Source organism: Micromonospora sp. NPDC049114, assembly GCF_040648635.1.
Taxonomy (GTDB): Bacteria; Actinomycetota; Actinomycetes; order Mycobacteriales; family Micromonosporaceae; genus Micromonospora.
The window spans coordinates 68,604-86,939 of the sequence record NZ_JBEZEA010000013.1; the positions used below are offsets into that span (position 1 = coordinate 68,604).

The 18,336-nt window shown below is 68.0% G+C and carries 15 protein-coding genes and 2 tRNA genes; 8 read left to right on the forward strand and 9 right to left on the reverse strand.

Annotated features, from left to right (window positions below; all coding sequences use genetic code 11):
- Positions 1-2 precede the first annotated feature (2 nt).
- From AB0B39_RS27650 to AB0B39_RS27665, 4 genes are read right to left on the reverse strand one after another with little or no spacing between them, the layout of a single operon-like run.
- On the reverse strand, positions 3-1,208 hold the full coding sequence (locus AB0B39_RS27650; protein WP_357492105.1) for a Wadjet anti-phage system protein JetD domain-containing protein: 1,206 nt from the start codon (positions 1,206-1,208) through the stop codon (positions 3-5).
- Positions 1,208-4,654 carry an SbcC/MukB-like Walker B domain-containing protein gene (locus AB0B39_RS27655; protein WP_357491920.1) on the reverse strand — a complete coding sequence of 1,149 codons (3,447 nt, stop codon included), beginning with the start codon at positions 4,652-4,654 and terminating at the stop codon, positions 1,208-1,210. Before AB0B39_RS27655 ends, AB0B39_RS27650 begins: the two co-directional genes overlap by 1 nt.
- Entirely contained in the window at positions 4,651-5,355 is a 705-nt protein-coding gene (locus AB0B39_RS27660; protein ID WP_357491918.1) for a DUF4194 domain-containing protein, read from the reverse strand. The genes AB0B39_RS27655 and AB0B39_RS27660 overlap by 4 nt, the downstream gene beginning before the upstream one ends.
- On the reverse strand, positions 5,352-6,809 hold the full coding sequence (locus AB0B39_RS27665) for a DUF3375 family protein (protein WP_357491916.1): 1,458 nt from the start codon (positions 6,807-6,809) through the stop codon (positions 5,352-5,354). The genes AB0B39_RS27660 and AB0B39_RS27665 overlap by 4 nt, the downstream gene beginning before the upstream one ends.
- Positions 6,810-7,370: 561 nt before the next feature.
- Here AB0B39_RS27665 and AB0B39_RS27670 point away from each other — a divergent pair.
- The 4 genes from AB0B39_RS27670 to AB0B39_RS27685 all read left to right on the forward strand — a co-directional run bounded on the left by AB0B39_RS27670 (position 7,371) and on the right by AB0B39_RS27685 (position 10,176).
- Positions 7,371-7,718 carry a hypothetical protein gene (locus AB0B39_RS27670; protein WP_357491914.1) on the forward strand — a complete coding sequence of 116 codons (348 nt, stop codon included), beginning with the start codon at positions 7,371-7,373 and terminating at the stop codon, positions 7,716-7,718.
- A gap of 161 nt (positions 7,719-7,879) precedes the next feature.
- Positions 7,880-8,827, forward strand: a complete 948-nt coding sequence (locus tag AB0B39_RS27675; protein WP_357491912.1) for a site-specific integrase — start codon at positions 7,880-7,882, stop codon at positions 8,825-8,827.
- A gap of 197 nt (positions 8,828-9,024) precedes the next feature.
- Positions 9,025-9,513, forward strand: coding sequence for a hypothetical protein (locus tag AB0B39_RS27680; RefSeq protein WP_357491910.1), 489 nt, complete (start codon positions 9,025-9,027; stop codon positions 9,511-9,513).
- Between the two features lie 252 nt (positions 9,514-9,765).
- On the forward strand, positions 9,766-10,176 hold the full coding sequence (locus tag AB0B39_RS27685; RefSeq protein ID WP_357491908.1) for a hypothetical protein: 411 nt from the start codon (positions 9,766-9,768) through the stop codon (positions 10,174-10,176).
- A 201-nt stretch (positions 10,177-10,377) separates the two neighbouring features.
- Here AB0B39_RS27685 and AB0B39_RS27690 read toward each other — a convergent pair whose 3' ends face one another.
- Both AB0B39_RS27690 and AB0B39_RS27695 read right to left on the reverse strand, forming a co-directional pair.
- A complete protein-coding gene (locus tag AB0B39_RS27690) occupies positions 10,378-11,400 on the reverse strand; it encodes a DUF4238 domain-containing protein (RefSeq protein ID WP_357492103.1) in 1,023 nt (340 codons plus the stop codon).
- A 304-nt stretch (positions 11,401-11,704) separates the two neighbouring features.
- A complete protein-coding gene (locus AB0B39_RS27695; RefSeq protein ID WP_357491906.1) occupies positions 11,705-12,247 on the reverse strand; it encodes a hypothetical protein in 543 nt (180 codons plus the stop codon).
- Between the two features lie 134 nt (positions 12,248-12,381).
- On the opposite strand from AB0B39_RS27695, the gene AB0B39_RS27700 reads away from it, so the two are divergent.
- On the forward strand, positions 12,382-12,882 hold the full coding sequence (locus tag AB0B39_RS27700; RefSeq protein ID WP_357491904.1) for a hypothetical protein: 501 nt from the start codon (positions 12,382-12,384) through the stop codon (positions 12,880-12,882).
- A 292-nt stretch (positions 12,883-13,174) separates the two neighbouring features.
- Positions 13,175-14,344: a tyrosine-type recombinase/integrase gene (locus AB0B39_RS27705; RefSeq protein WP_357491902.1), complete on the forward strand. Its 1,170-nt coding sequence runs from the start codon at positions 13,175-13,177 to the stop codon at positions 14,342-14,344.
- A 101-nt stretch (positions 14,345-14,445) separates the two neighbouring features.
- On the opposite strand, the gene AB0B39_RS27710 is transcribed toward AB0B39_RS27705, so the two are convergent.
- Both AB0B39_RS27710 and AB0B39_RS27715 read right to left on the reverse strand, forming a co-directional pair.
- A tRNA-Arg gene (locus AB0B39_RS27710) sits at positions 14,446-14,518 on the reverse strand.
- 35 nt (positions 14,519-14,553) lie between these two features.
- A tRNA-Ser gene (locus AB0B39_RS27715) sits at positions 14,554-14,644 on the reverse strand.
- 461 nt (positions 14,645-15,105) lie between these two features.
- On the opposite strand from AB0B39_RS27715, the gene AB0B39_RS27720 reads away from it, so the two are divergent.
- Positions 15,106-16,323, forward strand: a complete 1,218-nt coding sequence (locus AB0B39_RS27720) for a hypothetical protein (protein WP_357491900.1) — start codon at positions 15,106-15,108, stop codon at positions 16,321-16,323.
- On the opposite strand, the gene AB0B39_RS27725 is transcribed toward AB0B39_RS27720, so the two are convergent.
- Positions 16,284-17,054, reverse strand: coding sequence for a CPBP family intramembrane glutamic endopeptidase (locus AB0B39_RS27725; RefSeq protein WP_234582583.1), 771 nt, complete (start codon positions 17,052-17,054; stop codon positions 16,284-16,286). The genes AB0B39_RS27720 and AB0B39_RS27725 overlap by 40 nt on opposite strands.
- 144 nt (positions 17,055-17,198) lie before the next feature.
- Here AB0B39_RS27725 and AB0B39_RS27730 point away from each other — a divergent pair, with 144 nt between their 5' ends.
- Entirely contained in the window at positions 17,199-18,314 is a 1,116-nt protein-coding gene (locus AB0B39_RS27730; protein WP_357575777.1) for a globin domain-containing protein, read from the forward strand.
- Positions 18,315-18,336 lie beyond the last annotated feature (22 nt).

Consider the following 18,336-nt stretch of genomic DNA (forward strand, 5'->3'; position numbering starts at 1 on the left):
CATTACCGTCCTCGGTCAAAGCCGTGTACTTCGAGGGTGCGAGTTAGCTGGTGGAGAACGAAGGGCGATGGAAGCCGTTCCTGCTCGAGGCGCAGGTAGGTGCCGTGCTCCGTAGTGAGTCCCGTCAGGGCTGCGGTTTCGATGTCGGTGAGGTTGGATTCCGGCGGGTCGGCTCTAGTCTCGTCTTCGATGGCGAGGGCTTGGTGTTCTCCGAGCGTGGCCGGGTCCATGAGGATGGACATCAGGTGTGGCAGCTGGGCACGCGCCCGTGACAATAGGGTCATCCCAGCTCGGTCGAGGTCTCCCCAGTAGAGATGACGGGCACCTTGCAGCCAGTCGATCTCGTTGAGGACGCTGAGATGGTTGCCGAGCGAGTGGATGACCACGGTCCGTGGTTGATCGGGGACGAGGTAGGCGGACTCCTTGTTCTCGACGATCATGACTTTCTCAGGGCGGAGGGGTAGCGCGTTGACCTCCGGCAGTGGGGCGCGGAGGTGCCGTAAGCCGCCCACCAGCGCGCGGTCGGCGGGGTCGGCCAGGATTACATCGACATGCACGGGCAGGGCCTTGAGGCCGAGCGGATCCAGGTCGTGTTGCTCCAGTTCCTCGTGCGGTTGATCAGCGCCGTCTGGTGGAGGGGTGATGTTGAGGCAGGCCAGGACGAGCCGGCGGTTGCGGGCCAGCCACTTGCTGTGCATACCCAGGACGGGGACCTGCCGGATGGTCAGTCCGGACCTTGGGTGGTCGGTGAACCATACGGCGGACCTGAGCAGAATCTCGAAGTCGGCGTCGTCCAGGTCGACGATTTGCTGCAGGTGGAGACGTAGCCGCTCGGTGGCCACGCCGCCGGGCAGGGCGTTGAGACGCTTCCACCGGGTCTTCGCCCGCAACCAGTGGTCGACGAGGCCATGATCGAGGGCCACAAGGTCGTCGATCGTGGGGAGGTCCAGGTGGGTGAATACTTCCTGGGTGCCTACGACGGTGTGGCGGGTGACGGTGCGTAGCCGGGCGACGGGCTGTGCCTCCGACCAGGTCCGCCATGCGCGTAGCCATTGGCCGACTGCGTCGTAATCACGGGCGATCGCATCCGCTGACGGTGCGGCGAGGGGGAACGAGAAATTTGCGTCGTCGTCGTGCAGCAGCCAGTCGCGCCAGTTCTCGCGGTACCGGACGCGGACTTGGTCGAGTATCAGATCCGGGTTTCGCATCACGTCTGCTCCTGCTCGATGCGCAGTGCCTCCTGCATGGTCATGGGGTAGATGCGCACTCGTGTGGGGTCATCAACGTCGATGTTGATGTAGGCGACGGATTCCACGTAGTCCTCGAAGGCGGTCGCCTTCTCGCGGGGCGCGCCGACGATCAGTTGGAAGCCGAGGGCTTGCAGCGCGGATAGGGCTCGGCCGGTGTAGTCGCTGTCGGCTTTGACGAACCCTTCGTCGAGGATGACCGAGGCGTAGGTGGGTGGGCCGTCGTGGCCTTCGCCGAGGCGGAACCGAAGGGCGGCGCCGAGGATGAACGCGATCAGCTCCTGTCCTTCGCCGCCGCTCATGCCGGAGACGCCGTCGTGGACGACCTTGACTCCGTCGGGGCGGGTTTCAATGGCTTGGAACTCGACGTGCTCGCGGGCGTCGAAGACTCGCCGCCGCCAGGCTTCTCCGGCTCTTGATGGGTCATCGAGTTTGGCCAGGTGTTTGCGTAGGCGGGTGAAGGACTTCTCTACCTGGTCGGCCTCGCGTTGTGCGTCCATTCCGACCGTGTTGCTGGTGTAGCGGGTGATGATCTGGCGGAAGTCCTTCAGGTCGCTGCTTGGTCGCTCGATCGGCTCTATGCTCAACGTGGCGTTCGCGCGGAACCGCACGTGGCGCAGCACGTCGTTGATGGGGTTCAGCCCGCGCTTGATGGTCCGCGCGTCGTCGTCGATCTGCACGAGCAGGCCGCGTAGCTGCCGGTTCATGTCGTCGTCGACCTTTGCCAGCCACGCGTGCTTGGCCCGCGGCAGGTCGTCGGTGACAAGTTGCTCGTAGATCGCCAACACTGACGGCAGAGCCTCGATGGTGCCATCAACTTCGCGCTCGGTGCGATCATCCAGATTCCGGTAGGCGGCGATATGGCCCACCACGGCGGTTTCGAGTTTTTCCCGGTCGTCCTTGTGTCGGTCGATCTGCTTGCGGAGATCGTCCATCGCTGCAGCCAGGCTCGCGGTGACTCCTGTGGCATCGGTCGGCGCGGCGAAGGGAGTGGCGGCGAGCGCGGCACGCTCATCAGCGCTCAGTGGTCGCTCGGCATCGACGAGGTCCTTGGCGTCGTCCACGGCCGAGACCAGGTCGCCCCATTGCATGTTCAGCGCCTCTTGCTCCTCGTGAAGCCTTTGCACCTCGCGGCTGGCGGTGACCGCCGCCTCGCGCTGCTTCTGCAATAGCTTCGTCAGGTGCGTGACCTCGGGTGAGTTGGCCTGCGCGAGCTGGGCTTCGAGTTCTTGTATCCGCTGTTGGGCGCCTGACGAGTCGATCCGGTCCCAGGTCAGCTCGGCGCGGATCGCCTGCAGTTCTTCCAATCGCGCGCGAGTCGTATTGCGCTGTGTGTCGGCCTCGTCCGCCGCCACGGCGGCGGCCCGTAGTTCTCGCCGGGTCGACTCGAGCTCGTCGCTCAGTTCCTGCAGCAGCCGGCGGGTGTCCCAACCGAGCCAGGGGTAGCGCAGGCGGCGGTCGTCCTTGGTGAACCGCTGCCGGGAGCCGGTACGCATACCGGCCGGGGTGATCGATCCGCGCGCCCATCCGGGGTGACGGTTGTCCAGCTCCGCGTCGGTCTCCACGCAGTGGTAGTTCACGGTCTCGTTCAGTTCAGTCGCAAGCCAGCCATGGAACGGGTGCTCGGCGATGTCGAGCAGCGCGGGAACGCTGCCGTCCATCGGGGCGGGGCTTGGTGTCCCGGAAAGGGCAGGGGCGAGGGTGACCGACCCGCGCATGTCGTGGTCGTGCACATACCGGCGTACGCGCGCGAAATCAACGCTGTCGACGAGGAGGGTGCTCGACAACGGCAGCACGAGGCCGACGACTGCCTTCTCCCACCGACGGTGTTCGGGTTTGAGCTGTAGCAGCTCGCCGGCGTAGCGAAGCCGGTTGGTGTCGATGCCGAGGTCGGAGGCGATCCGGTTGCGGCGCGTGTCGGCTTCTTCAGGGATGAGGCTGCGTCGTGCCTTCAGCCCGGTGATCTCCCGCTCTTGGGTTGCGGCGTCCTGGCGGAGCTGCCATAGCCGGCCAGCAGCCTTGCTGGCTTTCTCGACGGCGCGTTGCCCCGCCTTCTCCTCCTGCGCGGCGAGGTCGTCGAGGCTAGCGTGCGTGAGAGTCACATCGCCCGCGGAGGAGGGCAGGGACATCTTGAACACGGACAGGCGGTTGCCGAACCGAAGCCGCTCTGCCTCCACCCGCTCCAGGGTTTCCCTAATATGTTCGAGCTGCAGTTTGACCAGTTCCGACCGGTCACCGCCGGCCGCGACGAGCTGAGCGATCGTGTCCTTCTCGCGCTGGTCGGCGGCGTCGGCAGCCTTGACGGCGCCGGCGTGCTTCTCGTCTATCTCCGCCTTGGCGAGGCGGTTGTCGTCGATGGTGTTCTCGGCCCATCCGGTGATCTTCTCCGCATGCCAGACGTGAAGCCGTGTGGGGGCATCGCCGTCACCCCTGAGCAGCCTGGCCTTCGCTACGTAGTCAGCGCCGGCGGCGAGGTACTTCTCGGCGATCACCGGAAGCGGGGACAGTGCGTCGGTGCGGCGCCGTGCTGTTTCGAACTCCTCGTACAGTCGAGATGCCTCTCGGTAAGCCTGTAGGGCGACGTCCCAGCGGGTCAGCGCGAGCGGCTCGGTGAGGACGAACTCTTTGAACAGGGCGTTGATGGAGAAGATGCCCTTGGATGCTTGGGCTCGTCGCAGTAGCTGCATGGCCAGGCGTTGCGAGTCGTCGGTGGCTCCCATCCCCATGACTGTGCGCATTTTCGCGTGCACACGCGCTTGCGAGGAGTCCACGACGTCGCCTCGGCTCTGGTCGATGAGACGTTCCAGGGAGGTTTTCGACAGCGGGGAGGCGCCCTGGCGGATGGCGGTGATGCCGCGGAGCTGTGTCAGGTCGAAGTGGTCGTTGATGAAGCCGTAGACGGTGGCGCCGTTGATCGCTTCTGGTCCGTCGGCGTCCGAGCCGACCCACGCCAGGCGAAACGATGTAACCCGTCGCCCGTCGCGGGTCTCCCAGGTGATCGCCGCACCGCAGGGGAATCCTGGCCCGCCGGGCGGTCGCAGATAGTTGGTCGTCGCGGAGCGCCGGTTGTCGTCCCGCCTCTGGTCGGTGTGACCGCGCGCGTAGGAATAGACGGTCCGTTCCCGCTTCTTGCCGCGGTCGTCGCGAGCGGCCTGGTTGAACTCCTGGGGATTCGGCAGGATCACCGAGGCTACGGCGTCCAGCAGGGTGGATTTGCCGCGCCCGGACGGGCCGACGATCGCGGTGCCCGAGCGTGCCACGGTCATGGTCTGCAGCCCGGAATATGCGCCCCAGTTGAGAATCTGCACCTTGCTGATGCGAAACTGCCCCGCGTCTTGCCCGTCGGTGACAACCACTGAGGCGACGTCTTCCTCAATCGGTTCCGCCGCTGCGTGGAGCGTCGTCATGCGAGGTCCTCGCCTGTCTCGTTGTTCTCGGACTCGTGAGTCCCACCCGCTGCCCTTGCCGCTTGGAGGAAATACCGTTCCATGCGCATCATCTCGTCCGCGCCGATCAACGGCACGATCGCCGGCGAGACGGTGAACAGGTAGTCCGCGTCCGGGTCTGACGTCAGCAGCTTCAACTCAGCCACCGCGCGGATGGCGGCATCCACGCGGCGCTCGAACTTGGCCTCGTCACCGTCGCCGTCTTCGCGGAACGGGCGCAGGAATTCGGCTACCTGAGCCGTGGTGATCACGACCGGGTCGTCGGTTGCGTCGGTGTATGCGTGTTCCTTGCGCAGATGTATGAGCAGCAGAGACGCGTCACGGTGCAGCGGTTTGTCGCGGCGCAGCATCTTCGGAGCGTCCTCGGCCGGGTCCTGCCGCTTGAATGCCACCTCATAGTCCTTGTCGACGATGAGGAGCAGGTACATGTCGGCGAGACGCTCACGGAGCTCGTTCTCGTACGCCAGCAGCGCCTCCCACGCGGCCCGGTTGCGCGAGCGGGTGATGAATCTGTTGGTTAGCAGGGTCGCCAGGGCCCGTCGCGCTGGGGCTGGCAGGCGTGACCCGTCTGGGCTGGCCGGATCGTCGCCGTCGAAGCCGTAGTTGTCCAGGTCGTCGCTGGATGTTGAGTCGTCATCGAGGACGTTGACGCGATCGCTCACGGCATCTCCTTCGTGGGCACGGGGGCATCGAAGACGAGGTGAGGCAGCACGGCCATCAGGGTGGTGGCCCGGTCTCCGGACAGCCGTACCGTCTCGACGAGGTTCGTATCGACCTGTCCGTGCATGACTGCAAGATCCAGCAGGCTCACCAGGGTGCCCAAGCGCTGGAACTCTTCCGCGGTGGCGTCGAAGACCTCGGCGCCGGTCACCACTGGCCGGCCGACGAGCAACGTGTTGATGGTTCGTCCCACGGCACGCGGGCTGGTTCCTGCCGCCAATCGAAGGGCAGCCCGGTCCTCCGTGGGAAGAGTCCTACGCTGTTCGGTGACCTCGACGACGACCTCCTGCGGGCCGTGGTCGCGCCAAAGCTGGGTCTGTGAGATGTCGATGACGGCGTGTGGACCCACGCCGAGCACGTCCTGCGGTACATACCGCTGCCCCCGTTCGGCGTGCACCCAAGCGGCGCCGGCGTGCAAGGCGCGATCAGCGAGGCTGAGCAGCCGCTGGTGGCGACCGTGAGCGACACGCGTGAGGAAGCGGCGCAGCGACGCAGACCAGCGCACGTAGCTGTTCTGCACGTCGAGTTCCGCAGCGAGCAGAGTCGAGAGCATGCCGTCGAGTTCTTCACGCTGCGCGGCAGTTACATGTTCGCGCGCGAATCCCTGCGCGAGGATCTGGTCGATGTCGGCGCGGAGCTGCTCGGTTTGCCGGGACGACAGCAGCCGGGAAAACCCGAGGTATGCCGTGCCCTGACTCGTCTTCGACAACAGATCGTTCTCGCGAAGGTAGTCCTCCACGAGGTCCGCCTTGCGCGGTCCCTGGACCATTGCCCGTCGCGCCACCTCTTGGTGACGGTCTTCCACCATGGTGCGCAACTGCCGAAAGTCGGCTGGCAGAGACCGCGTCATGGCAAGAATCTCGAGCAGTTGCTGCTTCATCTCCTCCACCGTCGCCAGCCGCACCCGACCGGAGGCGATGTCCTCGCGTCTCTTACGCAGCTCGGCGATCTGCTGGTCAATGCGCCGCACTTGAACGCCCCGGTCCGGGTTGGTCATGTCGGCTAGGAGCCGTACCGCGTTTGAGATGGAGCCAAGGCGGGCGCCGCTGACGGTCGTCTCACCTTCAACGAGCTCGCGGACAAACCGCAGCGCTCGCAGGGAGTAGGGCGACAGGCGGTACCTCAGACGTCCGTTGAGCGTCTCCGTCTCCAGCCAGCGCTTCTCGATCCAGTCTCGGCAGTGATCGGCCGGCGTGACAGTGCCCTGCCACTCGGGGATCTTCTCGCGCGCCTCGGATACTCGTTCGTGGAACCACTCAGCGGAAACCGACCCGTCAACCTGTTCGAGATGCTCGGCGAACAGGGGCAGCACCCAATCTCTGGAGTACGCCTTGAGCAACGTCAGGGTCGGGTTCAAGTCCAGTGCCGCCCTGATCCGTTCGCCTGTGATCTTCATAGCCGCCAATCACGTCGCAATGCATGCCCGCACTGCCGAGTGTGCCGCACCCTACTGACAGAAATAGCGTCCGACGCGGTCGATCAAACGCCAGCAGCGGGCATCCGCGGCCCACCCCGGCCGGGTCGCCACCGCAGACAACAGCGGGCTTAGAGCACTGACGCTGGGAGTCCGGCGTGCTGTTCAGGCAGGCCATCAGTTGTGCATCGGCCGCGATTGGCTCTCATCGAGTATCGGCAACGAGCGGCCACGCGCTACGGCCGCGACCCGGACTTTGCCAGAACGATCCGTCGAAAACCTTCCGGCGTCGAGCCAAGTCGTACAACCGTTCTAAGATTGGTTCGCGGTGATCGATGATCGGCTTACGCCATCGCGCCGGCTGCCTCAACTTGGCTCTCTCGACATCAACCAAATGGCGTGGCCCCCGACCGTCATCGGCGTTAGCCACGTTTCACCTCATTCCATTCTTACTCGACGGATGCCGAATATTTCGGGTTGAAGCCCTCAGTCGCTCCCTGCGGTTTCGCGACGATGAGCCCTGACCAGAGCAAGGGAGAGATCATGAACAGCCAGGGCGTCGTCGTGAAGCGGTGCCGGTGTGTCGACCCGGAGACGGGCCGGCGGCGCGGCGCGTCCTGTCCGCAGCTGACGCAGCGCGCTCACGGCAGCTGGTACTTCCACTGCTCAATCCGCAACCTACTCGGGCAGACCGAGCGGATCCGCCGGGGTGGCTATGCGTCGGAGGCGGCGGCGCGCACGGCGCGCGACGAGTTGCTGGCATTGTCCCGGGAGGAGCAGGCCGGCCGGTCCTGGACGGTCACCCGCTGGTTGCGGTACTGGCTGTCGACAGGACCCGGATCCGGCCGACAACGCGAACGCACTACACCCACGACGTCGAGCGGTTCCTGATCCCGCACATCGGCCAGCTGATCCTCGGTGACCTGAGTTCACGGCAGGTCGCCGCAGCGTTCGGGCAAATCGCGGCCACCCGCAATCGGTCCGGGCAACTGCAGACCCCGTGCACCTTGCAGCACATCCACACGACGCTGCGGGCGGCGCTGACCGGCGCCGTGCGCGAGGGCCTGCTCGTCAGCAATCCGGCTCGGCACCTGGAGCTACCTGCGCGTCCCCGTCCCCAGGCCCATGTGTGGACCGAGGCTCGCGTCGCCGAGTGGAGGGCCACCGGTGAGCGGCCCACCGTCGCGGTGTGGACACCCACACAGCTGGCCGCCTTCTTGGATTACGTCCGCGACGACGGCTTGTTCGCCCTGTGGTGGCTGATCGCCTTGCGGGGTCTGCGCCGCGGTGAGGCCGCCGGCCTGCGGTGGAGCGAGGTCGACCTGCACTCGGGTCAGTTGTCGGTGGTGCGGCAGCGCACCACCGCCGGCTACGACGTTCACGAGGGGCCGCCTAAGTCCGCGACCAGCCGCCGCAGCGTGGCCTTGGACCAGCACACGGTGCGGGTGTTGCGTCAGCACCGCGAGCGGCAAATCCAACAGCGTGACCTGCGGGCCACGGCCGGGAAAAGGTGGCATGACAGCGGTTACGTGTTCACCGGCCCCGACGGGATGCCGATCCACCCGGGCTACTTCACCCAGCGGCTGCGGCTGCTGGTTGACCGGGCTGGGCTGCCGCCGATCCGGTTGCACGACCTGCGCCACGGCGCGGCGACCCTGGCGCGGGAAGCCGGGGCCGACCTCAAAGCGGTGCAGGACCAGCTCGGGCACGCCACCATCCAACTGACCGCCGACATCTACACCAGCATCCTGCCCGAGTCTCAGCGCGAGGCCGCGGAAGCCACCGCGCGTCTGGTCCTTGACGCTGCCAAACCTGGCGAGGAGATCCGGCGTCAGCTCAGCCACCACCCGAAGCCACCGCAGGAACACCCCGCCGAGGCGCGTTCGGTGGCGGCACCTGCCCGTCGACCTCGGTGGAAGCCGTCCTCGGCCACAGGAGGCACCAAGCTTTTGTCCTCGGCAGGCAGGCGGCGGCCCGGACGGCCGCAGAAGTCCCGCTGACTCGTGTATCGGTGCAATTCCGGGCGGCATGGCGACAGGCGGGCACGGCCGTCGCCTGCCGCCCGGGATCCGTCGACGGTCGTCGCGGCATAACGTACGGCGATCGCGCTGAACGTCGGCTGGCAGATGTCTCCGACCGCCGGTCAGCGCGGTCACAATCCGAGGCTGGTTGGTCGCCTGCTGTAGATTGCACTGTCGTGCTTCTCGTGGCAGCGAATCCGGGGCCCGCCGCGCAGCCCACGTTCTGGGAGAACGTCGTCTGCTTCCTGTTCTTCTCGTCAGTCGGCTTGCTGTACGTCTGCTACTACTTCGGCTTCAGGATCAACGCCAAGTGCCTTGTCCTGACCAAGAGCACCAGGAAGCCGTGCGCGAGGGACGGCAAGGTCCTCGTTGGCTGCCGGCAACACAAGCGGCAGAAGACGGTGGCGTGGATTCGTCACATGGGTGCGGCGAGCTGGCTGGATCCGTGGTTCTACCGGCTGCACATCGTGCCGCCGTCCTTCGCGTCCCTGCCGACGTCCCCGGCGCCCGTTGTTCACCAGGTCACGTCGCCGGCGGCGGTCGAGACGCCTGGCAGGCGCATGACGGTCGAAGCCCGGATCGCGTTGTGGGCGTTGGCCTTCAGCGTCCTGCAGGCGTTCACGGCCCTCGTCGCCCTCGCGGTCGACGTCGCGGCTGGCACGTAGAGGTTGCCTCGTGGCACCTTCTTCACGGTGGCGCTCTGTTCGTCTGCGCAGTGAGCGGTCGGATCGGTGTGGCCAGCCAGACGTGCGTCGGCGGCAGGGTCATTCGGGAGTTCACACCGTCGCCGCTCGTCCCGCTAACGACCGATTGAACGGCGCGTCGTTATCGATCATCATCGTGCTCGACGAGCAGGGCGTGGTGAGCTGCGGACCTTCGGGAAGGGTGGCTTTGACGGCTCGTCGTAGCATCGGCGCATGCCGACGAAGGACCAGCAGGTCAAGCACGTGGTCGAGGGGATGGCGCTGGGTGTGCTCGCGCAGGGCGTGGAAGCGCTGTCCAGCGCCAAACTGAATCTGGAGCTCGCGTTCAACCACGCCTGGCGCGGGTGGGCACCGGCGACACGCTTCCCGAGTATCGCTGGCTCCCGGATCGATCCGGGGAATCTGTTCTGGATCGGCCTGAACAAGTCCGAAGGGCGCCAGGGCACCCGTGCGGCGTGGCGTAGCGGGCGGTGGTGGGAGCCGTATGTCACCTACGAGGCCTGGACCGTTGACAAGTGTCTTGAGCTTCACGCTGATGAACGGGCTTCTGTCCAGGACTGGCAGGACCTCGGCCGGCTCTTCGTTGCCCGGTTCGGGCCGGAAGAGGTCCGCCGCGTGTCGTGACCCAGCGCGTGGCGCCTGCGGTGGGCGGGCCGTTTTCAGGTCGAGGCTGTGCTAATTAGTGCCGGCCGCGGGGTTCGAGCGCTAGATATGTACATGCGGTCAATGCCCTGCCGTGGTCCATGGTGCGCCGGATTCAGGCCGGTCAGCCCACGTGGTCTTCGTCTTCGACGGTGATCCGTAGCTTGGAAGTCGTGGCTACCCTTAACGACCGCGGCGGCCCAACAGCTCGGGTTGTCGAGGTGCGGGTGGCTGTTGCAGCTCCCGGGCGAAGGTCGTGCCGCCGTCGCAGGAGTGGACGATGGGCCCGGGTTCGGAAAGTTCCATGTCGGTGAACGTGGGGTGGGCGGGGTGAGCAGCGACCCATTGGTAGGCGTGGGTGAGGAGCCGGGAGTTCACGTCGTTCGCGAGGGCGACAGCCGCTTCACCGCCTAACGAGCGGTGTGGTGCGACGTCGGCGACGCCGGGCGGGCCGATGACGAGCAACGCTCGTGGTGTGAGCGGCAGGGCTACCTCGTGGGCCTGGGCCACACCCGGCCGGCTGGGGTACACGTGGACGATGTCGGCGTTGCGAGCGCGGCTTCTGCTGGGCTTGCGCGCGTCCTTCTTCCGACGCCGCTGTGCCTTAGCGCAGCTCGGCAGGTGCTGGACGTGGCTGACGTCGCCGCGGGTACGCAGGATCACCGGCTCATCGCAGGTGATGAACAGCGGTTGGTCGATCGTCACGAGCGTCGCCGGGCGGCCGAAGAACACCTCGGCGACCTTGGGAGCGTTCTTGGCCAGGTATTCGAGGTGCAGGTTCGGGTCCGGAACCACCCGCACCTCGGTGATCCCGCGGATATCCGGCCGCGACGAGCGAATGAGGTAGTCGCCCATCAACTCGACCTCACGACGGTGTCGGGGCGTGCGCAGCAGCTGAAAGCCGATGAAGATGCTCAGATGCAGTGACTCCTCCGGCGTGAGCGGTCGCGGTGCCCGGAAGGGGTCGAGAATGCGGTCGATGACCGCGGTCGCCCCGTCCTCGATCACGCCAAGGATCCGTTCAAGCCGACCGTCGCGCTCACCGTCGAGGTTGATGAAGGTGTAGAAGTCGCGGATCGCGCCAACGTCCTTGATGTTGCGCAGGCTCGCCCGTCCCGTGACCCGATCGCGGACACGGATTTGGCCGGAGGCGGAGAAGCGTTCGAGATAGCGGCGCGGGACGGTGTGGTGCCGGCTGCCGACCATCGGCACCGGCGAGGTCGTATCCCACCACTGTTGGATCTCGTCGAGGATGCTCGGATCCGAGTCGATCATCTCGTCGACCCAGCACCGCCACGGCTCGTCATCCCACCTGTTGTCGCCGACCATTGCGCCCTTCCCACCGCGGCCCGTTGGCCGCCATCCCGATGATCCGCCTAGCCTCCGACACTGTCGAACCCGTCCGCCGCCAGGCGCCTTGGCGCACGCAGTGGCGGCTTCCAAGTGGTATCCGCCTGGCACAGTCCGCGGGCAGTCTCCAACCGACCACCAGGCACGCGAGGCTGTCAGCTCAGGACGTCGGCGCCGAGCCGGTGACGAACTTAATCTCGTCCAGGCCTCGGGGATCCGCGTTGCCGCGGTCGGTCAACTCCTGCAGGATCAAAGTTCGCAGGACGGCGCGGAGTTGGGCAGCGCTCAGACGTGGCTTCTCGCCGGTGGGGCGGTCCGCAGCCACGACGGTGGAGAACACGTCACCGGCGAACGAAATTGCCCGCTTGCCCGCGCGCAGGAACTGAGACCGCAGCGCGTACGCGGTCTTGAATGCCGGCTGGCCGCCCACCTCGGCTGGCGCGGCGCGCTGCTCGTCCTCGCCGCCATTCACGGCGCGGTCACCGTGCCGCTGCACGCCCTCACCATCCGCCGGCCCCGAACGGTGACGACCACGGCACTGGCCGGCACCGAGCGGTCCGGGCACGCCCAACGACGCGCCGTCGCCCAGACCGCGATGCGCGACACCCGCTTCTGGATCCTCGCCGCCACCCTGATCGGCCACGGCGCGGCCACCAGCACCATGACGGTGCATCTCATCGGCTACCTCACCAGCCGCGGCCACCCCGCCACCCTGACCGGACTGCTCGGCGTCCTGTCCATCACCGGCCGACTCGTGCTCACCGCCGCCCGCCGATACCTGCGCGTCACCACCATCGTCGCCTTGGTCTTCGCCATCCAGGCCGCCGCGCGCTCGCCATGCCGCTGCTCGCCGGCACCCGCGCCGGCGCGGCCATCACCGTCGTCGGGTTCGGACTCGGCTTCGGCATCACCAGCCTCGCCACCCCCGCCCTGCTCAGCGACCGGTACGGCACCACCGCCTACGCCACCATCGCCGGCCGACCCACCGCCCCCGTCACCATCGCCAAAGCCGCGGCACCCCTCCTGCACACCACCACCGGCTGGACACCGCGACTCGCCGCCCTCGCCGCATGCTGCGCCCTCGCCGCCACCGGCATGCTCACCCGCGCCACCACCCCAGCGCCGGACATCGGCAGCGCGGCCGACAACCGCGCGACCCCGGCGTCACCCGCAGGGCACCATCGCCTCGCCCGACGCGACAGCCTCACCACAACGTCGACAGCCCTGACCCACCACGCCGACGAGAAGCCTGGCGGACTCTCCAGCGCTGAATCGAGACCAACCGACGCAACGGACTCGCAGTCCGTCGACCCCCCGGCGACCCAGCAGAGAATGTGACCAGTCCTCACAAACTTCCCTTACGCACGGAATAGGGAGCATCCATGACTGGGTCGGGAACCATCTACAAACGGTGCGGCTGCCGGCACAATGCAACGAAGAAGCGCCTGGAAAGCAACTGCGCACGCCTGCCAGAACGCGGACACGGCACGTGGTACTTCGCCTGCTCCGCGACCGACGCGTTCGGCAGGCCGACACGGGCCCGCCGGGGCGGCTTCCGATCCAAGGCCACCGCCACCCAGGCGCGCAACGAATGGCTGAGCCAGACCGGCGAGGCACGCACCGCGCAGGGATGGACCCTGGAACGTGGCTGCGATATTGGCTGTCCACCCGCACCAAGATTAAGGACACCACCAGGGCCCAGTACACACGAGACGTCGACCAGTTCCTCATCCCGCACATGGGCAGGATCACCCTGGCCGACCTCAACATCCGCCGAATCCGCAGCGGCTTCAACGACATCGCACAGACCACCAACGGACGCGGCCAGCCACAGTCGCCCTCATGCCTGCAGCATCTGCGGACCACTCTTCGCGCGGCACTCAACCTCGCTGTCCGGGAGGGCCTCCTCGACGCCAACCCGATCCGGCACCTCGAACTCCCGTCCTACCGCAAGCCACACGCCCAGGTGTGGACACCCGCACGTGTCGCGGAATGGCAGGCAACCGGCCAACGGCCAGCGGTCGCCGTCTGGACCGCGCCTCATCTCGCCGCGTTCCTCGACGCGGTCACCACCGACCGGTTCTTCGCCATGTGGTGGCTCATCGCCCTGCGCGGCCTACGTCGCGGTGAAGCATGCGGCCTGCGCTGGTCCGACATCGACCTCGACCACGGCGTGCTGTTCATCTTCCGCAGCCGCACCACCGTCGGCTACCACGTCATCGAAGGGGAACCCAAAACAGCCGCCAGCACGCGCGCCGTCGCTCTCGACAAACACACCGTGGCCGTGCTCCGCGAGCACCAGCGCCGCCAGCGTCAGCAACAGGCCGCCCGCGAGGTGGCAGGCAGAGCCTGTTACGACAGCGGCTACGTGTTCATCCGCCCCGACGGCAGGCCCCTGCACCCCCAGTACGCCACCCGGCACTTCAGCCGACTCGTCAAACGAGCCGACATCCCACCGATCCGTCTGCACGACCTCCGCCACGGCGCCGCGTCCCTCGCCCACGAAGCCGGTGCCGACCTCAAAACCGTGCAAGATCAGCTCGGCCACGCAAGCATCGTCACCACCGCCGACACCTACACCAGCGTCCTGCCATATGCCCAGCGTAGGAGCGCCGAAGCCACTGCCCGACTCGTTCTCGCCGCAGCCCGCCGCACCCGCGAAAAGATCAGGAAGACGGGCCAGAGCAGCCGCCCCACACCCCGCCCGAAAAACAAGCGCACTACCCGTCAAGCACGAGTGACCCCACCACGGAAGAGCAGGTCAACACACATGCAACCCAAGCATGACTACGGAAAGTGACGGCGCCCACATGACACCCACGCGACACCCACTGTCCAACCGGGACGATCAACAAAAAACGCCTGACCGCGTTTCCGCAGGTCAGACGCTGTTTGATCTTGTGCGCCCGAAGGGACTCGAACCCCTAACCTTCTGATCCGTAGTCAGATGCTCTATCCATTGAGCTACGGGCGCTCGTGCTCAGCCAGTGTACACACCCGGCTTTCGCGCGGAGACTCCGGGATTCGAACCCGGGAGGGGCTTTAAGACCCCAACCGCATTAGCAGTGCGGCGCCATAGACCAGACTAGGCGAAGTCTCCCTGGTGATCCGCAGACCACCGCGCCCGAGGATACAGGTCGCCACCCACCGGGAGCAAAACGACTTCCGGTGTACGACCGCCAGCGCTCCCCGCCGCCTGTGCCGCCTCCCTGTGCGACGGTGTGATCGGGACTACGCTCCATCGATATGCAGGAGCAGCAGCCGCCCAGCGAGCCGACCCGCCAAGAGCCTGCTGACCGAGTGCGCAGGCGCTCTCCGCGGGCCACTTTTACGCCGCCCGCAGCCGCCGAGCAGACGGCGGAGAAGACCGAGCCGACGTCCGGGCCGGCGGCGGCTCCCGCGCCACCTGGGCAGCGTCCTCGACGGCCCCGACCCGCCCCGGCGGTGCTTTTCCAGCCACCGGAGCCGGAGCGGGTCCTGCCTCGACAGCCGGGCAGCAGCGAGCCGGTTCCGCCGGCCGAGGTGACAACACCGACCGGGCCGACACGTCCACCGCAGCCGGTGACACCGCCCGCACCGGGCGAACCGGCCGAGCCCACCAAGCCGGCCGCGACGCGCCGGCCGGACGAGACGCGCCGGCCGGACGAGGCGTCCGGCGCGGCGCAGGAGGACGGGCCGGCGCCTGGGGCCGGCCCGCAGCAGCCGGCGAACCCGTCGAAGCGGACGCCGCGCGCCACCTCCGCGCGTCCGGCGAGCACCCGCAGGAAGGCGCCGGCCGGCGATGTGACTGCCACGACACCGCCCCCGGCCACCCCCGCCCCGACGACCACCCCGACCAGACGCACCGCCACACCGGCCAAGAGCACCGCCACACCGGCCAAGAGCACCGCCACACCGGCCAAGAGCACCGCCACACCGGCCAAGAGCGCCGCCGCACCGGCCAAGAGCACCCCCACACCGGCCAAGAGCGCCGCCGCACAGGCCAAGCGCGCGGCCGCCCCTCGCAAGACCGCCGTCTCGAAGAAGGCAGCACCCCCGGCCGAGCAGTCGCCGCCGATGATCACCACCGCCCCGGCGACGGGGCCGTCGATGGCGGTGCCGGCGTCGGGGCGTACCCCGGAATCGGACCTGCGGGCGGTGATCGCCCGCCTGCGCGACCACCCGGGCTTCGCACCGGAGCTGCTGGCTCTGGAGGCGGTGCGGGCGCTTGGTCCGGGCGCCGCCGAGTGGGCCGAGCGGCTGCGGGCCCGCTATCCGGACGCTCCGGCGGACGGCGTGGCCCGGCTGGCGACCCGGCGGTACGTCTGGGCGGCGGGCGCGGGTGGGGCGGCGTCCGCGCTGGCGGGGCTCTTCGCGCCGCTGGCGGAGTTGGGCTCGGTGCTCTGGACCCAGTCGAACCTGGTGCTGCACCTGGCGGCGGCGTACGGCCGGGACCCGGCGCATCCCGACCGGGCGGCCGAGCTGCTGGTGTTGACCCAGGTGCATCCGGACGCGGCGAGCGCCGAGGCGGCGTTGGCCGGTGCGCGGGCGGCGCACGAGCCGGTGGAGGGGACGTGGCCGAGGGCGGCGGAGGCGGCGTGGCGACTCGCCGCACCGCTCACCGCGCAGGCCGGAGGGTGGGTTGCGCTGCGGTTGGCGTCCCGGCTGTTGCCGGGCGCGGCGGTGGTCGCCGCCACATTGGGCGACGCGGCGGCGACCGATCGGCTCGCTGCCCGCGCGATCGCTGCCTACCGGCCGCGTCAGAGCCAGCTGAACCAGTCGCGGGGCAGCAGCGCGTAGCCGACGAAGGCGACCACGTCGAGCACTGTGTGCGCGATGATCAGCGGTAGCACCCGGCGGGTACGCAGGTAGAACAGGCTGAAGATCACGCCCATGATCGCGTTGCCGACGAACGCGCCGAAGCCCTGGTAGAGGTGGTAGCTGCCGCGCAGCAGCGCGCTGGCGGCGACGATCGCGGCGAGCCGCCACTGGAGTTGGCGCAGCCGGGTGACCAGATAGCCGACCACGATCACCTCCTCCAGCACGGCGTTCTGCACTGCGGAGAGGATCAGCACCGGAACCGCCCACCAGACGTGCGGCAGGGCCGCCGGCACCAGCGTGGCGTTGATGCCGAGCTGTGCCGCCGCCCAGAACAGCGCCAGGCCGGGCAGGCCGATAAGCGCGGCCAGGCCGGCACCCCGGGCCAGGTCCTGGCCGGGCCGCCGCGCGTCCAGGCCGAGGGTCCGCGCCGGGTCGCCGGGGTCGCGGCTGAGCAGGTGTACGGCGAGCAGCACGGGCAGCAGCGCGAAGACGATGCCGAGGAGCTGGTACGTCAGGTCGAGCCAGGGTCGGGCCGACGCCGAGGTGTTCAGTGCGGCGGTCTGCTTGGAGAGCGGCCCCTCGGCGGTCAGCTTCGCGATGATCGAGACCACCGCGTAGACCGCGGACTGGCCGAGGGAGAGGCCGAGGACCAGCAGCGTCTCGGTCCCCAGTACTCGGCGGGACACCGGGCGGGTCAGCTCAACGGTCACCGCACCACTCTGCCCGACGGACGGCACCGGGGGCACGGCCGATCGGCCGGCGTGAACCGATCGCACATTCTGTGCGACCGGTGAGCACGCTCCGTGGAGATTCTATGAGCGCCCGATCCGCTGCCGTCTGGAGAAGGAACACCGGTGGACAACGTCGCACGGTTGCTGAAGGAGAGCTGGACCCTCGTCGAGGAGGACCGGGAGCGGCTGAGCGCGCACTTCTACGCCCGGCTGTTCCTGCTCGACCCCACCCTGCGGCAGCTCTTCCCGGTGCAGATGAACGGCCAGGGTGACCGCCTGCTGGAAGCGATCATCACGGCGATCCACACCGTGGACGACCCGGAGAGCTTCGACGAGTTCCTGCGTGCGCTGGGCCGGGACCACCGCAAGTACCACGTCGACGACACGCACTACGCGACGATGGGCGTCGCGCTGCTGGACGCGCTGCGCAGCACCGCTGGCGACGGCTGGAATCTGGAGTACGACCAGGCGTGGCGGGACGCGTACGCGGCGATCGCGGCGAAGATGACGGCCGGGGCGGCCGACGACGACAACCCGCCGTTCTGGCACGCCGAGGTGCTGACCCACGAGCGGCACGGCCCGGACATCGCCGTGCTGACCTGCCGGGCCCTGCAACATCCGCTGTCCTGGCGGGCGGGCCAGTACGTCAGCCTGGAGCTGCCCCGCTTCCACCCGAGGGTGTGGCGGAACTACTCGGTGGCGAACGCCCCGAACGACGACAACGTGCTGGAGTTCCACGTGCGGAGTCCCGGCGCGGGTTGGGTGTCCGGGGCGCTGGTGCGCCGCGTACAGCCGGGGCACCTGCTGCGCCTGGCGGCGCCGATGGGGTCGATGACCCTGGACCGCTCCTCCGAGCGGGACATCCTCTGCGTTGCCGGTGGCGTCGGGCTGGCGCCGGTCAAGGCGCTGGTCGAGGAGTTGGCCAGCTACAACCGGACGCGCTGGGTGCACGTCTTCTACGGCGCCCGGCACGCGACGGACCTGTACGCGCTGGCCGGCCTGCAGGAGTTGGTGGCCGCGCACCCGTGGTTGTCGGTCACGGCGGCGTGCAGCGACGATCCCGACTTCGACGGCGAGTTGGGCGACATCCCGGACGTGGTGGCCCGGTACGGCCCGTGGACGACGCACGACTGCTACGTCTCCGGGTCGGCGCAGATGGTTCGGTCGACACTGCGGGTGCTGGCCGCCGACGAGGTGCCGCCGCCGAACATCCGCTACGACACGTTCGGCGATCTCTAGACGTTCCTCCCCCCACACCGGG